Source organism: Achromobacter sp. EG18 (genome assembly GCF_059759395.1).
In genome coordinates this window covers 695811-717985 of record NZ_CM186213.1, presented here as the reverse complement: position 1 = coordinate 717985, position 22175 = coordinate 695811, and the positions used below count along the sequence as shown (strand labels likewise).

The 22175-nt window shown below is 66.4% G+C and carries 24 protein-coding genes; 4 read left to right on the top strand and 20 right to left on the bottom strand.

Annotation, left to right across the window (positions count from 1 at the left end):
• Positions 1 to 28: 28 nt before the first annotated feature.
• The 4 genes from AC6CR5_RS03420 to AC6CR5_RS03405 all read right to left on the bottom strand — a co-directional run bounded on the left by AC6CR5_RS03420 (position 29) and on the right by AC6CR5_RS03405 (position 3337).
• Positions 29 to 1204: an enoyl-CoA hydratase/isomerase family protein gene (locus AC6CR5_RS03420; RefSeq protein ID WP_020927389.1), complete on the bottom strand. Its 1176-nt coding sequence runs from the start codon at positions 1202 to 1204 to the stop codon at positions 29 to 31.
• Complete coding sequence (locus AC6CR5_RS03415) at positions 1201 to 2355, bottom strand: acyl-CoA dehydrogenase family protein (protein WP_020927388.1); 1155 nt, start codon at positions 2353 to 2355, stop codon at positions 1201 to 1203. Before AC6CR5_RS03415 ends, AC6CR5_RS03420 begins: the two co-directional genes overlap by 4 nt.
• 210 nt (positions 2356 to 2565) lie before the next feature.
• Positions 2566 to 2913: an RnfH family protein gene (locus AC6CR5_RS03410; RefSeq protein ID WP_020927387.1), complete on the bottom strand. Its 348-nt coding sequence runs from the start codon at positions 2911 to 2913 to the stop codon at positions 2566 to 2568.
• Positions 2903 to 3337 carry a type II toxin-antitoxin system RatA family toxin gene (locus AC6CR5_RS03405; RefSeq protein ID WP_006385176.1) on the bottom strand — a complete coding sequence of 145 codons (435 nt, stop codon included), beginning with the start codon at positions 3335 to 3337 and terminating at the stop codon, positions 2903 to 2905. The genes AC6CR5_RS03410 and AC6CR5_RS03405 overlap by 11 nt, the downstream gene beginning before the upstream one ends.
• 105 nt (positions 3338 to 3442) lie before the next feature.
• Here AC6CR5_RS03405 and smpB point away from each other — a divergent pair, with 105 nt between their 5' ends.
• Complete coding sequence (smpB, locus tag AC6CR5_RS03400; protein WP_006385177.1) at positions 3443 to 3910, top strand: SsrA-binding protein SmpB; 468 nt, start codon at positions 3443 to 3445, stop codon at positions 3908 to 3910.
• 39 nt (positions 3911 to 3949) lie between these two features.
• Here smpB and AC6CR5_RS03395 read toward each other — a convergent pair whose 3' ends face one another.
• The 3 genes from AC6CR5_RS03395 to AC6CR5_RS03385 all read right to left on the bottom strand — a co-directional run bounded on the left by AC6CR5_RS03395 (position 3950) and on the right by AC6CR5_RS03385 (position 6664).
• Positions 3950 to 5140, bottom strand: coding sequence for a GGDEF domain-containing protein (locus tag AC6CR5_RS03395; RefSeq protein WP_006385178.1), 1191 nt, complete (start codon positions 5138 to 5140; stop codon positions 3950 to 3952).
• A 26-nt stretch (positions 5141 to 5166) separates the two neighbouring features.
• Positions 5167 to 6093: an SPFH domain-containing protein gene (locus AC6CR5_RS03390; RefSeq protein WP_006385179.1), complete on the bottom strand. Its 927-nt coding sequence runs from the start codon at positions 6091 to 6093 to the stop codon at positions 5167 to 5169.
• A 130-nt stretch (positions 6094 to 6223) separates the two neighbouring features.
• Entirely contained in the window at positions 6224 to 6664 is a 441-nt protein-coding gene (locus AC6CR5_RS03385; RefSeq protein ID WP_026384637.1) for an NfeD family protein, read from the bottom strand.
• A gap of 167 nt (positions 6665 to 6831) precedes the next feature.
• On the opposite strand from AC6CR5_RS03385, the gene AC6CR5_RS03380 reads away from it, so the two are divergent.
• The gene (locus tag AC6CR5_RS03380) at positions 6832 to 7569 is read left to right on the top strand and encodes a glutamine amidotransferase (protein WP_006385181.1); all 738 of its coding nucleotides are present in this window, start codon (positions 6832 to 6834) and stop codon (positions 7567 to 7569) included.
• A gap of 93 nt (positions 7570 to 7662) precedes the next feature.
• A complete protein-coding gene (locus AC6CR5_RS03375; RefSeq protein ID WP_053074820.1) occupies positions 7663 to 8505 on the top strand; it encodes a bifunctional transcriptional activator/DNA repair enzyme AdaA in 843 nt (280 codons plus the stop codon).
• 108 nt (positions 8506 to 8613) lie between these two features.
• Here the strand turns inward: AC6CR5_RS03375 and ppsA are convergent, their stop codons facing one another.
• Positions 8614 to 10980 carry a phosphoenolpyruvate synthase gene (ppsA, locus tag AC6CR5_RS03370; protein ID WP_024068653.1) on the bottom strand — a complete coding sequence of 789 codons (2367 nt, stop codon included), beginning with the start codon at positions 10978 to 10980 and terminating at the stop codon, positions 8614 to 8616.
• A 191-nt stretch (positions 10981 to 11171) separates the two neighbouring features.
• On the opposite strand from ppsA, the gene ppsR reads away from it, so the two are divergent.
• Positions 11172 to 11999 (top strand): posphoenolpyruvate synthetase regulatory kinase/phosphorylase PpsR, encoded by an 828-nt coding sequence (gene ppsR, locus AC6CR5_RS03365; protein WP_006385184.1) that lies wholly within the window; start codon positions 11172 to 11174, stop codon positions 11997 to 11999.
• A gap of 59 nt (positions 12000 to 12058) precedes the next feature.
• On the opposite strand, the gene AC6CR5_RS03360 is transcribed toward ppsR, so the two are convergent.
• From AC6CR5_RS03360 to bamA, 12 genes are all read right to left on the bottom strand, one after another.
• Complete coding sequence (locus tag AC6CR5_RS03360) at positions 12059 to 12538, bottom strand: DUF2846 domain-containing protein (RefSeq protein WP_047992739.1); 480 nt, start codon at positions 12536 to 12538, stop codon at positions 12059 to 12061.
• Between the two features lie 20 nt (positions 12539 to 12558).
• Positions 12559 to 13026, bottom strand: a complete 468-nt coding sequence (locus AC6CR5_RS03355) for a DUF2846 domain-containing protein (protein WP_047992740.1) — start codon at positions 13024 to 13026, stop codon at positions 12559 to 12561.
• Positions 13023 to 13457, bottom strand: a complete 435-nt coding sequence (locus AC6CR5_RS03350; protein ID WP_269879090.1) for a hypothetical protein — start codon at positions 13455 to 13457, stop codon at positions 13023 to 13025. The genes AC6CR5_RS03355 and AC6CR5_RS03350 overlap by 4 nt, the downstream gene beginning before the upstream one ends.
• A 108-nt stretch (positions 13458 to 13565) precedes the next feature.
• Positions 13566 to 14027 (bottom strand): DUF2846 domain-containing protein, encoded by a 462-nt coding sequence (locus AC6CR5_RS03345; protein WP_047992741.1) that lies wholly within the window; start codon positions 14025 to 14027, stop codon positions 13566 to 13568.
• 118 nt (positions 14028 to 14145) lie between these two features.
• A complete protein-coding gene (locus AC6CR5_RS03340; protein WP_047992742.1) occupies positions 14146 to 14934 on the bottom strand; it encodes a TrmH family RNA methyltransferase in 789 nt (262 codons plus the stop codon).
• Positions 14931 to 15539: a ribonuclease HII gene (gene rnhB / locus AC6CR5_RS03335; protein WP_047992743.1), complete on the bottom strand. Its 609-nt coding sequence runs from the start codon at positions 15537 to 15539 to the stop codon at positions 14931 to 14933. The genes AC6CR5_RS03340 and rnhB overlap by 4 nt, the downstream gene beginning before the upstream one ends.
• A complete protein-coding gene (gene lpxB, locus AC6CR5_RS03330; RefSeq protein WP_047992744.1) occupies positions 15526 to 16722 on the bottom strand; it encodes a lipid-A-disaccharide synthase in 1197 nt (398 codons plus the stop codon). Before lpxB ends, rnhB begins: the two co-directional genes overlap by 14 nt.
• The gene (lpxA, locus tag AC6CR5_RS03325) at positions 16719 to 17513 is read right to left on the bottom strand and encodes an acyl-ACP--UDP-N-acetylglucosamine O-acyltransferase (protein WP_026384630.1); all 795 of its coding nucleotides are present in this window, start codon (positions 17511 to 17513) and stop codon (positions 16719 to 16721) included. The genes lpxB and lpxA overlap by 4 nt, the downstream gene beginning before the upstream one ends.
• Positions 17514 to 17969: a 3-hydroxyacyl-ACP dehydratase FabZ gene (fabZ, locus tag AC6CR5_RS03320; protein ID WP_006385190.1), complete on the bottom strand. Its 456-nt coding sequence runs from the start codon at positions 17967 to 17969 to the stop codon at positions 17514 to 17516.
• Between the two features lie 72 nt (positions 17970 to 18041).
• Positions 18042 to 19142 carry a UDP-3-O-(3-hydroxymyristoyl)glucosamine N-acyltransferase gene (lpxD, locus tag AC6CR5_RS03315; protein ID WP_047992745.1) on the bottom strand — a complete coding sequence of 367 codons (1101 nt, stop codon included), beginning with the start codon at positions 19140 to 19142 and terminating at the stop codon, positions 18042 to 18044.
• A gap of 14 nt (positions 19143 to 19156) precedes the next feature.
• A complete protein-coding gene (locus AC6CR5_RS03310) occupies positions 19157 to 19717 on the bottom strand; it encodes an OmpH/Skp family outer membrane protein (RefSeq protein WP_024068647.1) in 561 nt (186 codons plus the stop codon).
• Between the two features lie 107 nt (positions 19718 to 19824).
• Positions 19825 to 22170: an outer membrane protein assembly factor BamA gene (bamA, locus tag AC6CR5_RS03305; protein WP_054443497.1), complete on the bottom strand. Its 2346-nt coding sequence runs from the start codon at positions 22168 to 22170 to the stop codon at positions 19825 to 19827.
• Between the last annotated feature and the right edge of the window lie 5 nt (positions 22171 to 22175).

Here is a 22175-nt window from a genome sequence, read left to right as displayed (position 1 = left end):
GCGATGCCGGCCCGCTCCGCGGCGGGCGTCAGCGGCCTTCCTTGCCCAGGTCGTCCAGCGGATGCGGCTGGCCTTCGGGCCAGGGCTCGTCGAAGAACTTCTGCACCCAGGCCTCGGTGGCCATGTCCAGCACCGCGGGGTTCCAGCGCGGCGTCTTGTCCTTGTCGATCAGCAGCGCGCGGATGCCCTCGGCGAAATCGCCATGCGCGGTGCAATGCAGCGCGGCGATGTATTCGGCGCGGAACACGTCGTCCAGCGACCGCAGCCGCATGCGCTGCTGCAGCGCGAACGACAGCCGCAGCGAGCCGGGCGAGCCGGCCAGCATGGTGCTGGCGGCGCGCGCCAGCCACGGATCGGCGTGGTCCTTCAGGCCGGCCAGTTCCTCGTAGATCTCGTCCAGGCGGTTGCCGCTGCACAGGCTGTTGATCAGGAACGAATGCTGGCGCAGGTTGCCGCCTTCCAGCGGCGCCTGCGGCTCCAGCGCAGTCAGGGCCCGGCGCAGCAGGCCGTCGTTGATCGAACGCGGTGGAATCGCGTCCTCGGCGCCGCCGCTGGCCTGGCCGGCCCAGGGTTGCTCTTCGAGCGAGGCCAGCAGCTTGGGCCAGTCTTCGTGGTTCAGGCGGAAATCCGCCAGCCCGGCGAAGAACGCGTCGGCGGTGTTGATCTGCGCGCCCGTCAGCGCCAGGAACACGCCAGTGCGGCCCGGCATGCGGTTCAGCAGCCAACTGCCGCCCACGTCCGGGAACAGGCCGATGGAGACCTCCGGCATCGCCAGCCGCGAGGTCTCGCTGACCACGCGGTGGCTGGCGCCCATCATCAGACCGATGCCGCCGCCCATGACGATGCCATGGCCCCAGCACAGCACCGGCTTGGGGTAGCTGTGGATGCGGTAGTCCAGGCGGTATTCGTGTTCGAAGAAGCGGCGCGCGTAGGCATTGCCCCAGGCGCCCTTGCCGGCGTTCTCGGTCATGCTGCGGTACAGGCCGTGCAGGTCCCCGCCGGCGCAGAAGGCCTTTTCGCCGGCGCCCTGCAGCACCACCAGCGCCAGGCCCGGGTCACGCGCCCAGGCGTCCAGGCGCTCGGCCAGCAGGTCGACCATCTCCAGCGACAGGCCATTCAGGGTCTGCGGCGAATTCAGCGTCGCGATCCCGAAGCGCATTCCATTGGCGGCGGCCCTTTCTTCGAACAGCACCGGTGCATTCATCTTATGTCGGCTCCTTTTTCCAACAATTGGCGGGCGATGATCACGCGCATGATCTCGTTGGTCCCCTCCAGAATCTGATGTACGCGAGTATCGCGCACCAGACGCTCCAAGGGATAGTCCCGCAGGTATCCGTAGCCGCCATGGATCTGCTGCGCGTCCAGGCAGACCTGGAAGCCCATGTCGGTGGCGAAGCGCTTGGCCATGGCGCAGTAGGTGGCCGCGTCGGGTGCGCCCGCATCCAGCTTGCAGGCCGCCAACCGCACCATCTGGCGCGCCGCCACCAGGTGGGTGGCCATGTCCGCCAGCTTGAACTGCAGCGCCTGGAATTCCGCCAGGCGGCGATTGAACTGGCGCCGCTCGTCCATGTAGCGGCGGGCCGCATCCAGCGCGCCCTGGGCCGCGCCGACCGAGCAGGTGCCGATGTTGATGCGGCCGCCGTCCAGGCCCTTCATGGCGATCTTGAAGCCCTCACCTTCTTCACCCAGCAGGTTGCCGGCCGGCACGCGCACGTTCTCGAACACGATCGGGCGGGTGGACTGGCTGTTCCAGCCCATCTTCTCTTCCTTGCGGCCGTAGCTGATGCCCTCGCTGTCGGCCGGGACGGCAAAGGCGCTGATGCCGCCCGCGCCCTCGCCGCCGCTGCGCGCCATCACCACCAGCAGGTCGGTGTCGCCGCCGCCCGAGATGAAGGCCTTGGCGCCGTTGAGCACGTAGTGGTCGCCCTGGCGCTGCGCCCGGGTCGAGAGCGAGGCGGCGTCGGAGCCGGCGCCCGGTTCGGTCAGGCAGTACGAGGCCAGCTTCTGGCCGCTGGCCAGCAGCGGCCCCCAGGTCTCGCGCAGGGCCGGCTGGCCCCACTTGCCGACCATCCAGGTGGCCATGTTGTGGATCGTCAGGAACGCGGTGGTCGAGGGATCGACGGCGGCCATTTCCTCGAACACCAGGGTGGCGTCCAGGCGCGGCAGCCCCAGGCCGCCGATGTCCTCGCTGGCGTAGATGGCGCAGAAGCCCATCTCGCCGGCGCGCGCGAACGCCTCCTTGGGGAAGATGCCCTCGGCGTCCCAGTGTGCCGCGTGCGGCGCCAGCTCGCCTTCGGCATAGTCGCGCGCGGCCTGCGCGAACGCGCGCTGCTCGTCGGTCAGTTCCAAGTCCACAGCCTGTCTCCTGATGTAATCGGTATTGTCTGTTGGCGTTGCTGCCGTCTCGTGAACGCCAGCCAGGCCATTTTGACATGACGTTGACGTAAACGTAAGTGTGCGGCGCAGTCAATCTTACGCCGGAAGCGCCGGCGCGATTTGTCCTATTGATGACAATGTGGCGGCGTCGACCTGCCGCCGCCGGGCACGGCCGCCCCGTCGCGCCGGCTACAGCAGCCCGGCCGGACGCACTCGCCCGTTGCGGGCGGTCCTGGCGCGGCGATGCTCGGCACGGCGGCGGCGCGATTCCTTGGGATCGAAGCTCAGCCCGCGATAGATCTCGACCCGGTCGCCGTCACGCAGCGGCGTGCCGGCCTCGACCACGCGGCCGAACACGCCCACGCCCCGCTCCCAGGGCTGGACCACCGGGAAGGCCTGGGCAAAGCCGCTCTCGCGCAGGGCGTCGGCCACCGTCGCGCCCGCCGGCAAGCGCAGTTCGCGCAGCCAGACCTGGGCTGGCAAGGCATAGCAGACCGATACCGCGATCCGCCCGTCCGCGCACGCCTCATTCCCCATACTTGGCCTGCGCGCGCTTGGTGAAGGAATCGATGAAACTGGTGGCAATGCGGTTGAACACCGGCCCCACCACCATTTCCAGCGCCCGGTTGGAGAACGCGTATTCCATGGTGAACAGCACCTTGCAGGCGTCCTCGGCCAGTGGCTGGAACTCCCAGTGCCCCACCAGGCTGGAAAAAGGCCCGTCGACCAGTTCCAGGTCGATGCGGTCGGGGTAGACATGCCGGTTGCGCGTGGTGAAGCGCTGCTTCATGCCCGCGAAGCTGATCAGGATGGACGCCTGCATGCCGTGCTCGTCGCGCGTCTGCACCTCGGCGCCGCCGCACCACGGCATGAACTCGGGGTACTTCTCCACGTCGGCCACCAGGTCGAACATCTGGGCGGCGCTGTAGGGCACCAGGACGGATCGCTGTACTTTGTGCATCGACTATCGCAAATGGCTAGAATGATAGGATTTTACCGGCACCGCGCCATCCGGGGCGCAAACGAGCACAAACGAAGAACAAACGGGCATATTGGGCCCCACAAGATGAGCATTATCGATAACCGCAAGGCCACGCACGACTACTTCATCGAAGACCGCTACGAAGCCGGCCTAGTTCTCCAAGGCTGGGAGGTCAAGGCGATCCGCGACGGCCGCGTGCAGCTCAAGGAAAGCTACGTCATCGTGCGCGATGGCGAACTGTTCCTGCTGGGCATGCACGTCAGCCCCCTGCCCACCGCTTCCACCCACATCCACCCCGACGCCATGCGCACGCGCAAGCTGCTGCTCAAGGCCGAGGAAATCAGCAAGCTGATCGGCAAGGTCGAGCAGCGCGGCTACACGCTGGTGCCGCTCAACCTGCACTACAAGAACGGCCGCATCAAGCTGGATTTCGCGCTGGGGCGCGGCAAGAAGCTGTTCGACAAGCGCGACACGGCGCGCGAGAAAGACTGGCAACGCGAGAAAGAACGCATCATGAAGCACGATACGCGCGCCTCGCGCAAGGACAGCTGAACCGTATCGCCACGCCGCCCCGCCGGGCGCAACGCCAGGTCAGGCGGCCACCGGCAGCGGCGCGCGCTCGGCCTGGTGCATGCCCGGCCCCAGCACGCGATTGCGTCCGGCCTGCTTGGCCGCGTACAGCATGCGGTCGGCGCGCTCGAAGAACGCCTGCAGGTTCTCGCCCGGCAACCAGTCCACCACCCCGGCACTGAAGGTATACGCAATGGTACTGCCGCCGTGGGCGCAGGGCGTGCGCCGCACCGAATCCAGCAGCCGTTGCGCCACCTCCAGCACCGCGTCGCTGCGCATGTCGGCGAACAGCACGCTGAATTCCTCGCCCCCCACCCGGCCCAGGTGATCGCCGGTGCGCAGCGTGGCCGTTGCCAGCAGGCCGAAATGGCGCAGCACGGCGTCGCCGGCGGCGTGCCCGTGGGTGTCGTTGATGCGCTTGAAATGATCGATGTCCAGCAACAGCAGCGACAGCGGCCGCCGCGTGCGCAGCGCCTGGGCGCAATAGCGTTCGGCCTGCAGCCACCACGCCTTGCGCGACATCAGCCCGGTCAGGAAGTCAGTGCTGGCCTCGTGCTCGCGATCGGCCAGCATACGGTCGTGGATGATCATGATGGTGCCCAGCGTCAGGCACGGCATCGCCAGCACGCCCAGTGTCATGAACACGATGTTCCAGGTGGTCGGCTGCAACAGGAAGTCGGCCTGCGCCACGCCCGTCGCGAACAGTATCGAACGCAACGCGCAGGTCAGGCCCGAGATCATCGCCACCGACCAGACGAAGTAATAGCTGTAGCGTGAGCGGTTGGCCGGCACACCGCGCGCCACCGCCACCGCCACGGCAAACATGAAGCCCATCTGCAACGTCGACATGGCGACGATGCGCGGCGCCACCTGGCTGTCCAGGTAGGTGTATCCCACCAGCGCCAGCCAGGCCGCGGCGCATGCCACGCCCATCAGGCGCCTCGGCACCCGTTGCCCCAGCAGGCGCCGCACGCCCGTGTAATAGGCGCACAACGCCAGGCTGATCAGCATGTTAGGCAGGAGGATCGAAGCCCAGCGCGGCGCCTCGGTGGCCTGCAGCCCGAACAGAAAAAACGCCAACAGCGTGAGCAGGTTGGCGCGTATGGTCTCGCGGATGCCGGCCATGCCACTGCGCGCCAGTGACCCCAGCACGCACAGCGACAGCACTCCCGTCAGTACTGCGATCGACAGCAAATGCACGGGAGCGATCATGGGCGGTGCGCCTTGCGGCGCGCGGTTCAGCTGTTGCGGGTGGATTTGACGATGGTCATGGCCGAGGCGATCATGCCGCCCACATCCGACAGGTTGGCCGGCAGGATCAGCGTGTTGCCTTCCTTGGCCACGTTGCCGAAGGCCTCCACGTAGCGCTCGGCCACCTTCAGGTTGACCGCTTCCATGCCGCCCGGCTGGCGCACCGCGTCGGCCACCTGGGTGATGGCCTTGGCGGTGGCCTCGGCGATCGCCAGCACCGCCGCGGCCTCGCCCTGGGCCTGGTTGATCTGCGCCTGCTTCTCGCCTTCGGAGCGGGCGATGGCGGCTTCACGTTCGCCCGTGGCGATGTTGATCTGCTCCTGGCGGCGGCCTTCCGAAGCCGCGATCAGCGCGCGCTTCTCGCGTTCGGCGGTGATCTGCGCCTGCATCGAGCGCAGGATCTCGTTGGGCGGCGTCAGGTCCTTGATTTCGTAGCGCAGCACCTTCACGCCCCAGTTCAGCGCCGCCTCATCCAGCGACGACACGATGGTGCTGTTGATGGCGTCGCGTTCCTCGAAGGTGCGGTCCAGTTCCATCTTGCCGATCACCGAGCGCAGCGTGGTCTGCGCCAGCTGCGTGATGGCCGAAATGTAGTTGGACGAACCGTAGGACGCGCGCATCGGGTCGGTCACCTGGAAGTACAGCACGCCGTCCACCTGCAACTGGGTGTTGTCGCGCGTGATGCAGACCTGGCTCGGCACGTCCAGCGGGATTTCCTTGAGCGAATGCTTGTACGACACGCGCTCGATGAACGGGATCACGAAACCGGCGCCCGGCGACAGCACGCGGTCGAACTTGCCCAGCCGCTCGACCACCCAGGCGTGCTGCTGGGGAACGATGGCGATCGCCTTGATGACGATCAGGATCGCCAGCGCGACGATGACGAGCAGGACGATAGTGGAAGTGTCCATCATGGTGTAGTGCCTCTTCTGGGTGAATGCGGTGACGCGCCTGCCCGCGAGAGCCAGGGCGCCTGCTGCGGCCGGCCCGCGTACCACCGGGCCGGGTCCTGCGCGGGGAATGCGAAGTCCGCTTCCCCTTTTGTCAGCGCGGAACGCCGGCCGCGCCGCCCTTGGGCGTCAGGACCAGGCGCGTGCCGCGCAGTTCGGTAATCGTGTGTTCGCCGCCATGGGCCGGCTGACCGGCCGCCAGCTCGGCCTGCCAGTGCGCGCCGCGGTACCAGACGCGTGCCGTGCCGTTGTCGGCCCAGGCCTCGACGTTGACCGTCTGGCCGATGTCCAGGTTGACGTCGGCATTGCTGGCCGCATCGACCTCGCGTTTTTTCAGCACGCGCGTCTTGCGCAGGACCAGCAGGCCCAGCAGCAGCACCGCGCCGCAAGCGACCAGTTGCCACTCCAGGCCCGCCAGCAACCACGCGGCGATGCCGCCGGCGGCCAGGCCGAGCGCCACCAACAGCAGATAGAACGTTCCCGTCGCCAGTTCGCCGATGAGCGCCAGCGCGGCAAGTCCAAGCCAGATCCACATAGTTGAGTTTTACCTGAAAGGATGAGTCGGTCAGCGGATTGTACGTATTTCCATGCCGCAGCGGTGACACCCGGCCTGCGCCTCGGACAATCGCCCTGGATTATGATGTGCCCTGGCATCCCGTCCGACCCGGTCGCGGCGCCCTGCATTTTCAACGCACATACCCCATGACCGCTGCAATACCCCCCGCCCGTCCCGTCCTCATCCTGCACACAGGAGACCCGGACGACACGCTCAAGAGCCAGTTCGGCGGCTATGCCGAACAACTGGCGCGGGCCTCGGGCCTGGCGCCGGACGACCTCGAAGTCGTCGCGGTGCACGCGGGCCAGCGTCCGCGCGCCCCGGACCAATACCGCGCCGCCCTGATCACCGGTTCCCCGGCCATGGTCACCGACCTGGAACCCTGGAGCGAAGACACCGCCGCCTGGCTGCGCGAGGCCGCCGCCGCGGGCCTGCCCATGTTCGGCATCTGCTACGGCCACCAGCTGCTGGCCCATGCCATGGGTGGCAAGGTCGGCTACAACCCCGCCGGCCGCGAAGTCGGCACCCAGACGGTCGAACTGCTGCCCGCGGCCGCCGGCGACAAGCTGCTGGCCGGCCTGCCACCCACCTTCCCGGCCCAGATGCTGCACGCGCAGACCGTGCTGCAGCCGCCGCCCGGCGCCGCCGTGCTGGCGCGTTCCGACCTCGACGCGCACCAGATGATCCGCATCGGCCGCAATATTTTCTCGACCCAGTTCCACCCCGAATTCGGCCCGGATTTCGTGCGCGCCCACCTGGAGCGCTTCGGCCGCCGCTATGCCGCCGAAAACCTCGACGTGCCGGGCCTGTCGGCCAACGTGCGCGCCACCCCGGTGTCCGGCGACCTGGTGCGGCGCTTCCTGGACGCCTACGCGCCCGCCTGAGGCGCACGCCGGGCAAAAACCGGAGTGCGGCGGCGGCCGGTCCCTGAGAACATTGCCGAAAGCGCGCGAACCTGCGCGCCCCAGGAGCCAGACATGACCCACGCCGCCCCCTTGAGCAAACAGCACACCGCCGCCGTCGAACGCGCCTGCCGGGCGCTGGAGGCCGAACAGCCGCCCGACCTGAACACCCTGGCCGAACAGGCCGGCATGAGCCGCTTCCACTTCCACCGCATCTTCAAAGCGGCCACCGGCATCACGCCCAAGGCCTACGCCAACGCGTTGCGGGCCGACCGCGCCCGCCAGCAGTTGCGCCAGAGCGCCAGCGTCACCGACGCCATGTACGGCGCCGGCTTCAATTCCAGTGGCCGCTTCTACGAAGCCGCCCCCGCCATCCTCGGCATGACGCCCACCGCCTTCCGCAAGGACGGCGAAGGCGTCGAGATCCGCTTCGCCGTGGGCCAGTGCGCGCTCGGCGCGCTGCTGGTCGCGGCCAGCGACACCGGCATCTGCGAAATCGCATTGCACGAGGATCCCGAACAGCTGGTGCGCAACCTTCAGGACCGCTTCAAGGCCGCCAGACTGATCGGCGCCGACCGCGAATTCGAGCAATGGATGGCCGCGGTGGTCGGTTTCGTCGAAAACCCGTCGGTGGGCCTGCACCTGCCACTGGACGTGCGCGGCACCGCGTTCCAGCGCCGCGTCTGGGAAGCGCTGCGCGAGATCCCCGTCGGCACCACCGCCACCTACACCGACATCGCCGAACGCATCGGCTCGCCCCGCTCGGTGCGCGCGGTGGCGCGCGCCTGCGCCACCAACAACATCGCCCTGGCGATCCCCTGCCACCGCGTGGTGCGCACCGACGGCTCGCTGGCCGGCTACCGCTGGGGCATCGAACGCAAGCGCGAACTGATCGAGCGCGAGGCCAAGGCGGCCTGACACCGCCTCCAGGCCCGCCGCGCCCCGCCTCCCCGCCGCCATCGTGGCGGCCCGAAAAAAAAGCCCGCGCCATCCCTGGCGCGGGCTTTTTGCATGGACGCGGGCGACTTACTGCTTCGCCAGGCGCTGCCAGGTGTCGACCACGGTGTCCGGGTTCAGCGACATCGACAGGATGCCTTCGTCCTTGAGCCACTGCGCGAAATCCGGATGATCGCTGGGGCCCTGGCCGCAGATGCCGACGTACTTGTTGGCCGCCAGGCAGGCCTTGATCGCGCGGCGCAGCATGAACTTCACGGCGTCGTCGCGTTCGTCGAAATCGGCCGCCAGCAGTTCCATGCCGGAGTCGCGGTCCAGGCCCAGGGTCAGCTGGGTCATGTCGTTCGAACCGATCGAGAAGCCGTCGAAGTACTGCAGGAACTCGTCGGCCAGGATGGCGTTGGACGGCACTTCGCACATCATGATCAGCTTCAGGCCGTTCTCGCCGCGCGCCAGGCCGTGCTTGGCGAGCAGGTTGACCACCTTTTCCGCCTGGCCCAGGGTGCGCACGAACGGCACCATGATTTCGACGTTGGTCAGGCCCATTTCATCGCGCACCTTCTTGAGCGCTTCGCATTCCATGCGGAAGCACTCGGCGAAGTCGTCGGCGATGTAGCGCGAGGCGCCGCGGAAGCCCAGCATGGGGTTCTCTTCCTCGGGCTCGTAGCGCGAACCGCCGACCAGCTTGCGGTACTCGTTGGACTTGAAGTCCGACATGCGCACGATCACGGGCTTCGGGTAGAAGGCCGCCGCGATGGTGGCCACGCCTTCGGCCATTTTCTCGACGAAGAAGGCGCGCGGGCTGGCATGGCCGCGGGCGGCCGATTCCACGGCCTTCTTCAGCTCGCCGTCGACGTTCGGGTAGTCCAGCACCGCCTTCGGGTGGATGCCGATGTTGTTGTTGATGATGAATTCCAGGCGCGCCAGGCCGACGCCGCCGTTGGGGATCTGGGCGAAGTCGAACGCCAGCTGGGGGTTGCCCACGTTCATCATGATCTTCAGGTCGATGGCGGGCATCTCGCCACGGCGCACTTCCTCGACCTCGGTCTCGATCAGGCCGTCATAGATGCGGCCTTCGTCGCCCTCGGCGCACGACACGGTCACGGCCTGGCCTTCCTTGAGCAGGTCGGTGGCGTTGCCGCAACCCACCACGGCCGGAATGCCGAGTTCGCGCGCGATGATGGCCGCGTGGCAGGTACGGCCGCCACGGTTGGTCACGATCGCCGAGGCGCGCTTCATGACGGGTTCCCAGTTGGGGTCGGTCATGTCGGTGACCAGCACGTCGCCGGGCTGCACCTTGTCCATGTCGGAGATGTCGCCCACCACGCGCACCGGGCCCGAGCCGATCTTCTGGCCAATGGCGCGGCCGGTGATCAGGACCTGGCCGGTGGCCTTCAGGCGATAGCGCTGCTGCACGTCGTTGGCGCCCTGCTGCGACTTCACCGTTTCCGGGCGCGCCTGCAGGATGTAGATCTTGCCGTCGACGCCGTCGCGGCCCCACTCGATGTCCATCGGACGGCCGTAGTGCTTCTCGATGATGACGGCGTAGCGCGCCAGCTCATTGACCTCGTCGTCGGTCAGCGAGTAGCGGTTGCGCTCGGACACCGGCACGTCGACCGTGCGCACGGCGCGGCCTTCCGGACGCTCGGGGTCGAATTCCATCTTGATCAGCTTGGAACCGATGCGGCGGCCGACGATGGGGAAATGGCCCTGGGCCAGCGTGGGCTTGAAGACATAGAACTCGTCGGGGTTGACGGCGCCCTGCACCACCGTTTCGCCCAGGCCGTACGACGAGGTGATGAACACCACGTCCTGGAAGCCCGATTCGGTGTCGATGGTGAACATCACGCCGGCGCTGCCCTTGTCCGAACGCACCATGCGCTGGATGCCGGCCGACAGGGCCACATCGGCGTGGGCATAGCCCTTGTGCACGCGGTAGGAGATGGCGCGGTCGTTGTAGAGCGAGGCGAACACGTGGCGGATCTTGTCCAGCACGTCGTCGATGCCGACGACGTTCAGGAAGGTCTCCTGCTGGCCGGCGAACGAGGCGTCGGGCAGGTCTTCGGCGGTGGCGGACGAACGCACCGCGAACGAGCCCTTGCCATCGGCGTCGAGCTTGGCGAAGGCGTCGCGGATCTGGGCTTCGAATTCGGCCGAGAACGGCGCTTCGACGATCCATTGGCGGATCTGCGCGCCGGCGTTGGCCAGCTCGCGCACGTCTTCGGGGTTCAGCGTGGTCAGGCGCTCGGCGATGCGCTTGTCCAGGCCCGAGGCCTTGAGAAAGTCGCGAAAGGCGTCAGCGGTCGTGGCAAAGCCGCCCGGCACGCGGACACCCGCGCCAGACAGCTGGCTGATCATTTCGCCTAATGATGCGTTCTTGCCTCCTACCGAGTCCACGTCCGTCATGCGGAGCTGCTCGAACAAAACAACATACGACATTGAAGTCACCTTTTACAATGGAATGAAAGCGAGTTTGGTCAATGCAGATTCGACGCCAGCTACCGCCTGGATTTCGCCGATCCGCCTGCGCTGACCAAACTGGCCTTGGACCGCCCTTGGGGTGACTTATAGGGGCCTGATTGTACTCGGAGGAGCACATCCGGCCATCCGCCTGGTTGGAATTTTTACATATGACATCTACCCCGATCGTACGCACGGTATACATCGTTTCCGACAGTACCGGCATCACTGCGGAAACCTTCAGCCAGTCGGTGCTTTCCCAGTTCGAGGAAGTCGATTTCAAGCCCGTGCGGCTGCCGTTTGTCGACACGCTGGAAAAAGCCGCCGAAGTGGCCATGCGCATCGACCGCAGCGCCCAGGAAGCCGGCGTTCCGCCAATCGTCTTCAGCACCCTGGTCAATCCTGACATTCTGGCGCGTGTTCGCCAGGCGAACGGAATTTTCCTGGACCTGTTCGGCACCTTCGTCAGCCACATCGAGCAGGCGCTGGGGCTCAAATCCAGCCATTCCATCGGCCGCTCGCACATGCAGGCCAATTCCGAAAAGTACCGCAACCGGATCGACGCCATCAACTTCAGCCTGGCGCACGACGACGGCCAGTTCGTCAACCAGCTCGACCAGGCCGACGTCATCCTGGTGGGCGTGTCGCGCTGCGGCAAGACCCCGACCAGCCTGTACCTGGCCATGCAGTACGCCATCAAGGCCGCCAACTTCCCCCTGACGCCGGACGATTTCGAGCGCGGCACCCTGCCCTCGACCATCGCGCCGCACCGCGCCAAGCTGTTCGGCCTGTCGATCCAGCCCGAGCGCCTGGCCGAGGTGCGCAACGAACGCCGTCCCAACAGCCGCTACGCGCAGCTGGAGCAGTGCCGTTACGAAGTGGCCGAGGCCGAACGCATGATGCGCCGCGAGGGTATCTCCTGGCTGTCCACCACCACCAAGTCGATCGAGGAAATCTCGACCACGGTGCTGCAGGAAGTGGGCCTGGATCGGGGCTGAAAACGATCAGGGCGCGCCGTTGGCGCGCCCTGACCCGCAAATCCGGCCGCGCGCGGCGGTCAGCGACGCAGCTTCACGCGTTCGCGCGAGCCGGCGCCCCAGTACTTCAGGGGCGCCATTTCCTGCTGCGCCAGCGTCTCCGAGTCTTCCATGCGCATGACCTGGGTGCCGACGCTGGACGAATTGCCGCCGACGCCCTCGATACTCAGGCGCACGTAGCGCGTCTGCCCCGGCGCCAGGTCGAAGGTCACGAATTCGTTCTCGCGCATCGTGTCGACGCGATAGGTACCGGGCGGACGGTTGATGAAAAAGAAACTGCCCGGCTTGGAACGCCCCACCTTGGCGCCGTTGACCCGCAGGTAAGGTTGGCTCGACAGCACGCTGCCCGGCGCCGGCGGCTGGTAGAAGTAAATCCGGCCGGTATCCGGCACCATGATCGGAATGTTCGCCGCCACATCCCGGTAACGCGCGCCACCGCACCCCGCCAACAACCCTACCGCGATCGCGGCGCTGGCCAACATCCTGATGCCGCGCTTCATATCCTTCCTTGTTTTGAGATTTACAGGCCTGACACCTGCTCCGACGAGGCCGCGCCCCAATAACGCAACCGGCGCATTTCACGCTCGGCCATCTCGGGAGGATCGACCAGCTCCATCATCAGCTTGCCCGACGCGCTGGTACTGCCGAGCGACTCGGCCATGATGCGCACGTAGCGCGTCTGCCCGGCATCCAGCATGAAGCTCACTCCATCGCCGGTCCAATACAGGTTGGTCACCGTGTAGCTGCCCGCCGGCCGGTCGACGAAGAAGAATGCGCCCGGCTTGTTGCGGCCCACCACCACCCCATTGACGCGCATCTTCTGCTGCACCGACGACATCATTTCGGGCTGCGGCTGATAGAAATAGATGCGGCCCTTGTCCTGCGGGACCGGCGGGAACCGCGTGACGGCGTTTTCGTACTTGGATCCGGCACACCCAACCAGGACCATTGCCGCCAGCATCATGGCGGCCATTCTCACCAGGCTCATTGGCGCATCTCCACCGGCAAGGTGACAGGGCGCGACAGCGCGATATAAGACCCCTCGCCGGGCAGGTAGAACCCCACCAGCTTGCCCGAAGCGGCCACCGGGTAGGCTTCGTTCTGCCGGCGTGTCTGGATCGTGAACAGGCGCCCCTGCGCACGGTAGACATCACCCTGCAATATGGCGCCGACTCGCTGCCATTGCGATCCCGACGGCAACGTCACCGCCCCCTCGTTGGGCAGCGTCGCGATCACCGCCCGCGACAGCTGGATCGTGCTCACAGGCTCCGAGGCGGCAACAGGCACCAGCGACACTCGTTCCGACCTCACGGCCATGCAGCCGCCCAGCACGATCACGCATGCGCCCACGACAAACCACACACGGACCATGTGGTCCATGTAGCCCAATATCCCGCCCTTGACCTGAGATGACGCCATGAATACCTCGAATGGCAAAAGCTCCGAGTATATATAAACGCGACATATTTTTACAGAATTTAGCGCCTCTTCCGACGGTGCAGTCGACAGCGAGCGCCCTACCCTACGTTAGTAGCGCAGCTTCTCGCGGTCGCGCCAGCCCGCGCCCCAATAGCGCAGGCCGCTCATGTCCTGCTGCGCCGTCTCGGCCGAGTCCTCCAGCCGCAGCACCTGAGTGCCGCTGACAATGTCCGTGCGCACATAGCGAGTCTGGCCGGCTTCCAGCGGCACCGGCAGCTCAGCCCTGCCCGCCCTCTTGTCGTGCGCTGTGGCGAGCGTGTGCGCTCCGGCCGGCCGGTCGACGAAGAAGAAGCGCCCCGGCTTGGAACGGCCGACCTTGCGGCCATCAACCAGGATTGGAGGCTCTGCCGCGCTGGGGCCATCGGCCTGGGCCGGCTGGTAGACGTAGATCCGTCCATTGCCGGCCTCGATCGCCGGGATCTGGGCCACGATCTCACCGTAGCGCGGTCCGGCGCAGCCTGCCAGCAACAACGCGGTGGTCGACATCACAAGCATCCTTCCGATCTTCATGCGGGCTCCTGGGGCTGTCGTGTTCGGAAGCCGATAGCGGCATCCGCATCATGAATATCGCGAAAGTATATGCGGGGACGGGCCCCGTTAGCGGCGCCGCGGTGAAGGTGGGACGGTATCAGCGCGCGCTGGCCGCCAGCGCCTGGCGGCGCTGTTCGAACAGGCAGATGGCGGCGGCCGCGCCCACATTGAGCGATTCGACCGCGGTCATGTCATGGGGAATACACAGCTTGAGCCGCGCCGCCGCCAGCAGATCGGCCGCCACGCCCTGCCCTTCATGACCGAAAACCCAAGCGCAGCGCTCGGGCAGGCTTCCCGCGTACAGGTCCCGGGCCCCATCCAGCGCAGTCGCCACCAGCGGCACGCGCAGGAGCCGCAGCAGCGCCTGCAAGTCCACGTGCTCGTGGATCGCCAGCGCGAAATGCGCCCCCTGGCCGCTGCGCAGCACCTTGGGCGACCAGGCGGCCGCGGTGCCGGTGGCCAGGAACACGCGCTTGATGCCGGCCGCGGCGCTGGTGCGCAGCAAGGTGCCGACATTGCCGGGATCCTGGATGCGATCGAACAGCACGCAATTCTCGTCCACCGCGGCGGGCAGGGACAACGGCGGCGGCGTCACCACGAAGGCAACGCCCTGCCCGCTTTCGACACTGGCCAGCGCCTGCATCAGGCGCGCATCCAGCGCCAGGCAGCGGACGTCCGGCACGGCGGCCGCCAGCGCCGCGATATCGGGCTGGGCCAGCCGTTCGACGTCGAAGATGGCATGGTCCGGCGCGCCATGATGCTGCAGCCAGGCCTGGCACAGGTGCACGCCGTCCAGCAGCACGGGCGCGCCGCGCTTGCCGGCGGTGCCGGCAAGCTTGACCAGCGCCTTGACCGCGGGATTGTCGCGGGAACTGATGTGCTTCATGGGATCAGGCCAAAGGCCTTGATGGGCGCGAAACTGCGGCGGTGCTCGGCGCAGGGGCCGTGTTCGCGCAGCATCTGCAGGTGCAAGGCGGTGCCGTAGCCCTTGTGCTGGTCGAACGCGTACTGCGGATACAGCGAATGCAGGCGCAGCAGGTCGGCGTCGCGCGCGGTCTTGGCCAGGATGGAGGCGGCCGAAATGGCGGGCACCAGGGCGTCGCCCTTGATCACGGTCTGCACCGTGCAGCCCAGCTTGGGCGCCTGGTTGCCATCCACCAGCGCCAGCTGGGGCGCCAGCGAAAGCCCCTCGACGGCGCGGCGCATGGCCAACAGGGTGGCGCGCAGGATGTTCAGGCTGTCGATCTCGGCCACGCTGGCGCTGGCCACGCACCAGGCCAGCGCGTGCGCCTGGATCTCCAGCGCCAACGCCTCGCGGGTGGCGGCCTTGAGCACCTTGGAATCGGCCAGTCCATCGATGGGCCGGGCCGGATCCAGGATCACCGCGGCGGCATACACGGCGCCGGCCAGGGGACCGCGGCCCGCCTCGTCGACACCGGCTGTAACCAAGGCCGGTTGGGCCGGCGCGGCAAACAGGTCAGGCTGCTCCACCCGCCACCTCCAGGATCGCCTGGGCCGCCAGCGCCGGCGTATCACGCAGCAGTTCCTGGTGCAGCGCCGTGAAGCGGGCCTCGATACGCGCCGCCAAGGCCTCGTCGGTCAACGCCGCCCAGGTGGCCTCGGCCAGCTTCTCGGGCGTGGCGTCGTCCTGCAACAGCTCGGGCACCGCGAAGTCCCGCAGCAGCACGTTGGGCAGCCCCACCCACGGCAGATAGGGCCGTTCCTGACCGGACTTCCAGGCCATGATGCGACGCATCAGCGGCGACAGCACGTAGGAAATCACCATGGGCCGCTTGTACAGCGCGGTTTCCAGGGTGGCGGTGCCGCTGGCCACCAGCACCGCGGTGCTGGCTTCCATCACCGACCACGCCACCGGCGCCTGGCGATCGCCATCCGCGCCGTGCAGATCCTGAGCGGTCACGCAGCGCAACCCCGGCACGGGATACTTGGCCAGGATCGCCTGGAATTCGGCACGGCGCTGGTCATTGACCATCGGCACCACGCATTGCAGCGCCGGATCGCGCTTCTGCAGCATCTGCGCGGCCTGCAGGAAGCGCGGCGCCAGCAGGCGAATCTCGGACGAACGGCTACCCGGCAGGATCGCCAGCACGCGCGCGTCCTGATCGATGCCCAGCCGCGCGCGCGCCGCCGCGCGGTCCGGCTGCATCGGCACCGCGCCGGCCAGCGGATGGCCGACATAGGTGACCGGGATGCCTTCCTTGCGGTAGATCTCTTCCTCGAACGGGAACAGCACCAGCATGTGCGACACCGAATCGCGGATCTTGTGGATGCGGTCGTAGCGCCATGCCCAGATCGACGGCCCGACGAAATGCACGGTGGGCGTGCCGGCCTGACGCAGCTGGTGCTCCAGGCGCAGGTTGAAATCGGGCGCGTCGATGCCGACGAATACCGACGGCGGCTCAGCCAGCCAGCGCCGCGATACGTCGCGGTAGGTGCGCAGCAGGCTGGGCAGGCGCTTGAGCGCGTCGACGTAGCCGAACACCGTCAACGCATGCATCGGATGCCAGGTATCGAAATCGCGGGCCTGCATCTGCGGGCCGCCGATGCCTTCGCACAGGACGCCCGGGGCGCGTTCCTGCAGACCGGCAATGATGCGGCCGGCCAGCAGATCGCCCGAGGGCTCGCCGGCCACCATGCCGATCCGCATGTTCATGGACGGATGATGCCGCGCGAAGCGACGTCGAGGAAATCCAGCAGCGTCTGCAGGTGCTCGGCGACTTCGGGCTCGGCCTGCTGGCGGGCGCGCAGTTCGGCGCGGGCCGTGTCCAGCGGCAAGCCGCGGCGGTAGATGATCTTGTAGGCGTCGCGCAGCGCCGACACCTGCGCCGGCGTGAAGCCGCGGCGCTTGAGGCCTTCGACGTTGACACCCACCGGACGGCAGGGATTGCCTGCGGCCAGCACGAACGGCGGCGTGTCCTGCATCAGCGAGCTGTTGCCGCCGGTCATGCTGTGCGCGCCGATGCGCGAGAACTGGTGCACGCCGGTCAGGCCGCCGACGATGGCCCAGTCGCCCACATGGACGTGGCCGCCCAGTTGCACGGAGTTGGCCAGGATGGTGTTGTTGCCAACGTGGCAATCGTGCGCGATGTGCACGTAGGCCATGATCCAATTGTCATCGCCCAGCGTGGTGGCGCCGCCATCCTGCACCGTGCCGGTGTTCAGCGTGACGAATTCGCGCACCGTGTTGCGGTCGCCGATGATCAGCCGGGTCGGCTCGCCCTTGTACTTCTTGTCCTGCGGCATCCCGCCGATCGAGCAATACCGGTAGAACCGGTTGTCGCGCCCGATGGTGGTCACGCCATCGACCATGCAATACGGGCCAAGCTCGGTGCCGGCGCCGATCGTCACGTCGGGTCCCACGACGCAAAAGGCGCCGATGACCACGCTGGGGTCGATTTTCGCCGCCGGATCGACGACGGCGGTAGGATGGATGTTTCCTGCCATTTACTCTTCCAGGCTGCGGATCGCGCACATGAGCTTGGCCGACGCCACTTCCTGACCGTCCACGGTGGCGCGCGCTTGGTATTTACAGATGCTGCGGCTCAGGCGTTCGGCTTCGACTTCGATGCGCAACTGGTCGCCCGGCACCACGGGACGGCGGAAACGCGCGCCGTCGATGCCCACCAGGTAGTACGCCGTCTTGGCGCCTTCGCACTTCAGGCCGCCGTTTTCGTCGGTGAACGAGAACAGCGCCGAGGCCTGCGCCATGGCTTCCACGATGAGCACGCCCGGCATCACCGGGTGGTGGGGAAAGTGGCCGTTGAAAAACGGTTCATTGATCGAGACATTCTTGATGGCGACGATGGACTTGCCAGGCACCATTTCGACGACGCGATCAATCAGCAGCATCGGGTAACGATGCGGCAGCCTCTCCATGATCCCCTTGATGTCGAGTTCCATTTTTCTGTGAATTCCTGCGAAATGAGATAAATCTTGCGGCGCCGGACGCGCCCAGGGCAGCGAGGGTGCGCCCTAGTCTTTTTCCAGCGTCCGCACGCGGCGGCGCAACTGCGCCAACTGTTGTATCACGGCGGCGTTGCGCTGCCATTCACCGTGATCCGCATACGGGTACACCCCGGTATAGCGTCCAGGTTTGGAAATATTGGACGTCACCGCAGTGCCGCCCGAAATGTGCACGTCATCGGCCAGGGTCAGGTGTCCCGAGAGCATGGCGGCGCCGCCAATGGTGCAGCGTTCGCCGATGGTGGTCGAACCCGCCACGCCCACGCACGCCGCGATGGCCGTGTATGCGCCGATGCGGCAGTTATGGGCCACCATGATCTGGTTGTCCAGCTTGACGCCGTTGCCCACGACGGTATCTTCGAGCGCGCCGCGGTCGATGGTCGTATTGGCGCCGATTTCGACGTCGTCGCCCACCGTCACCCCGCCCAGCTGCGGAATCTTGCCCCAGGCGCCCTGGCCCAGCGACGGGTCCGGCGCGAAACCGAAGCCGTCGGCGCCGAGCACCGCACCGCTGTGGATGATGGCACGTGCTCCGACCTTCACGCCTTCGTACAGCGTGACATGGGCATGCAGGCGGCTGCCAGGGCCCACCGAGGAGCCGGCGCCGATGACGCAGCCTGCGCCCAGCACGCTGCCGCGGCCGATGCGCGCGCCCGACTCGATCACGCAATTCGGACCAATACGCACGTCTTCCTCGATGTGCGCGTCAGGCGCGACCACCGCGGACGGATGCGTGGCGGCCGGCAGGGCCGGACGCCGAGCGGCGTCGAACCACTGGGCCACCCGGGCGTACAGCAGATAAGGATGCTTGCAGGCGACCAGCGTGAATCGCGGCCGGTCGGCGCCAGCGGCTTCCAGCGCCTCGGCCACGTCGGTCGAGACGATCACCGCTCCTGCCTGGGTGGCGGCGAGCTGGCTCTGGTACTTGGGATTGGCCAGGAAACTGATTTCCTGGCCGCTGGCCGACGCCAGCGTGCCGATGCCACGGACCCGCAAGGGCTCCGCGGCGCCAGCGGGCGCGCTGATACGCCAGCCCATGCCCTGCGTATCAGCCGCGCTCAGCAGCGCTTCAAGCGTCGGCGCGCGGGCAAGATCCAGTAGAACCGGCATACGGCGACTGCAGCTTACTTGCCCAGGCTCTGGATCACCTTGTCGGTGATGTCGATGCGCGGGTTGACCGTCACGGCGTCCTGGATGATCAGGTCGTAGTTTTCCTGCTCGGCGATGCGCTTGATGGCCTCGTTGGCCTTCGTCACGATGCTGGAAAACTCTTCGTTGCGGCGGCGGTTGAAGTCTTCCTGGAATTCACGGCGCTTGCGCTGCAGGTCCGTATCCAGGTTGGACAGTTCACGCTGGCGCTTGACGCGGTCGGATTCCGACAGCACCGGCGCGTCCTTGTCGAACTTTTCGGCTTGCGAGCGCAGGCTGGTGTTCAGGCGCTGCAGCTCGTCGTCGCGCTTCTTGAATTCGGCTTCGATCTTGCTTTGCGCCGTCTTGGCCGGACCGGACTCACGCAGGATCCGCTCGGTATTGACGAAGCCGATCTTGGTGTTCTGAGCCTGAGCGGGCACCGCCGCAACGGAACCGAGAATGAGCGCACCCACCAGGGCAATGGAGCCGCCCAGCTTGCCACGGCGCGTGGCGCGCAGCGAATTCGATGATTTAAGTGCGAAGTCAGACATCATGAAAATCTCACCTTCCAGTAAGGCAAAGCCAAAGTGTGTATTGTGCCACTAAACGGCAAAAGGGCCGGGCCGGCGGGCCCCTCCCTTGTTTTCAAGCGTAACGCCGATCAGAACCCGGTCCCGATCTGGAACTGGAAGCTCTGCTTGTCGTCGCCCGGCTTGGAATTGAGAGGACGGGCATACGACAGTTGCAGCGGCCCCATCGGCGACTGCCACGACAGGCCGATACCGGCCGAGAAACGCCAGCCGCAGGGATCCTCGACCTCGCTGCCCGGCTTGCCGTTGGTGCACGACAGGCCGCTGCCGGCGCTGACCTGGCCCGCGTCGCTGAATATGAACCAGCGTAGCGTGCGATCCTTGGATGCGCCCGGGAACGGCAGGTATAGCTGGGCGTTGGCCACGATACGGCGCGAACCGCCCAGGTAGTCGCCCGTGACCGAGTCGCGCGGACCCAGCGACGAACCCTCGTAGCCGCGCACCGTGCCGATGCCGCCGGCGTACACGTCCTTGATGATCGGGTAGTCCTTGCCGCCGTAGCTCTGGCCCCAATCGACCATGCCGTTCAGCGCCAGGGTGTACGAGTTGCCCAAGGGGATGAAGTACTGCTGTTGGCCCGTGAGCATGTAGTACTTCAGGTCGACCGTCGAGAAGTCGCTCTTCAGGCGGGTGTACGAACCCTTGGTCGGCGCCAGCGCACTGTCGCGGGTGTCGTTGGACCAGCCGGCGGTGAAGATCACCGAGTTGGTCGCGTCGCCGTACTGGTCGACAAAATTGCGATAGGCGAGCGGCGAGTTCGAGAACAGGTCGATCTGGTTGCGCTCGATGTTGGCGCCCAGGAAGATCCGGTCGTATTCCGAGATCGGCACGCCGAAGTTCATGCCCAGGCCCATCGACTTGACGCGGTAGTCGCCGTCGTTGTTGTTCCAGGGCTCGGTCACGCGGTAATAGGCGGACGTGGTGCGGCTGATGCCGTCCTTGGTCCAATACGGATCGGTGTGCGACAGCACGATCGCGCGGTTGGTCTTGCTGGTGTTCAACTGCAGCGTCAGGTTGGTGCCGCTGCCGAACACGTTGTCTTCGCTGATGCCGGCCGACAGGATCGCTTTTTCGGACGAACCGTAACCCACACCCAGGTTGATCATGCCGGTGGGCTTTTCCTTCACGTCGACGTTGACGTCGACCTGGTCGGGCGAACCCGGCACCGGATCGGTCTTGACGTTGACGTCGCTGAAGTAGCCCAGGCGGTCGACGCGGTCACGCGAGGTCTTGATGTCCTTGGCGTCGTACCAGGCGGCTTCCTGCTGGCGCATTTCGCGGCGCACGACTTCGTCGCGCGTGCGGGTGTTGCCACCGATCTGGATGCGGCGCACGTACACGCGGCGGCTCGGGTCGACGTAGAACGTCAGGTCGGCCTCGTGCTTGGCGCGGTCCAGCTGCGGGTTCGGGTTGACGTTGGCGAACGCGTAGCCCAGTTCGCCCAGGTAGTCGGTGATCGCCTTGGCCGAATCGTTGGCCTTGGCCGCCGAGAAGGTTTCGTCCGGCTTGATCTTGACCAGGTCGTTGATTTCCTTGTCCAGGCCGATCAGGTTGCCGGCCAGCTTGACGCTGCGCACCTTGTACGGCTCGCCTTCATGGACAGTGATGGTGATGCGGATGTCCTTGCGGTCCGGCGAGATCGTGACCTGCGGCGGCTCGACGGTGAATTCGAGGTAGCCGCGGTCGAGGTAGAACGAACGCAGGCGTTCGAGATCGCCCTCGAGCTTTTCGCGCGAATACTTGTCGGTATCGGTGTACCAGGTCAGCCAGCCCGGCGTGGTCAGCTTGAATTCGTCGAGCAGGTCGCTTTCGGAGAAGGCCTTGTTGCCGACGAAACGGATTTCCTGGATGCGGGCGACTGACCCTTCGAACACGTCGAAGCTGACGCCGACGCGGTTGCGCGGCAGCGGCGTGACGGTGGAGGTCACTTCCACGCCATACTTGCCCTTGGACAGGTATTGCTGCTTGAGTTCGTATTCGGCACGCTCGAGCATCGAGCGGTCGAAAATACGGCCTTCGGCAAAACCCACCTGCCCCAGCGATTTGGTAATGGCCTTGGAATCGAATTCGCGCATGCCGTTGAAATTCACGGATGCGATCGTCGGGCGTTCCTGCACCACCACGACCACGACATTATTGTCGGTCTGGATCTGCACGTCGGTGAAAAAGCCGGTGCCATACAGGCGGCGGATCGCCTCGGTGGCCTCTTCCTCGGTGAATTTCTCGCCCACCTTGACCGGCAGATAACCGAAGACGGTGCCGGCGTCGGTGCGCTGGATCCCCTCTACGCGGATATCCCGCACGACAAAAGGGTCGAAGGCGTGAGCCATGCCTGGCAGCAGCAATGCGGCGATCAGACTCGGCACTACGCCCGGCAGTACACCCTTTTTGTGATGAAACATCCGGCGAAAAGACATCCTTG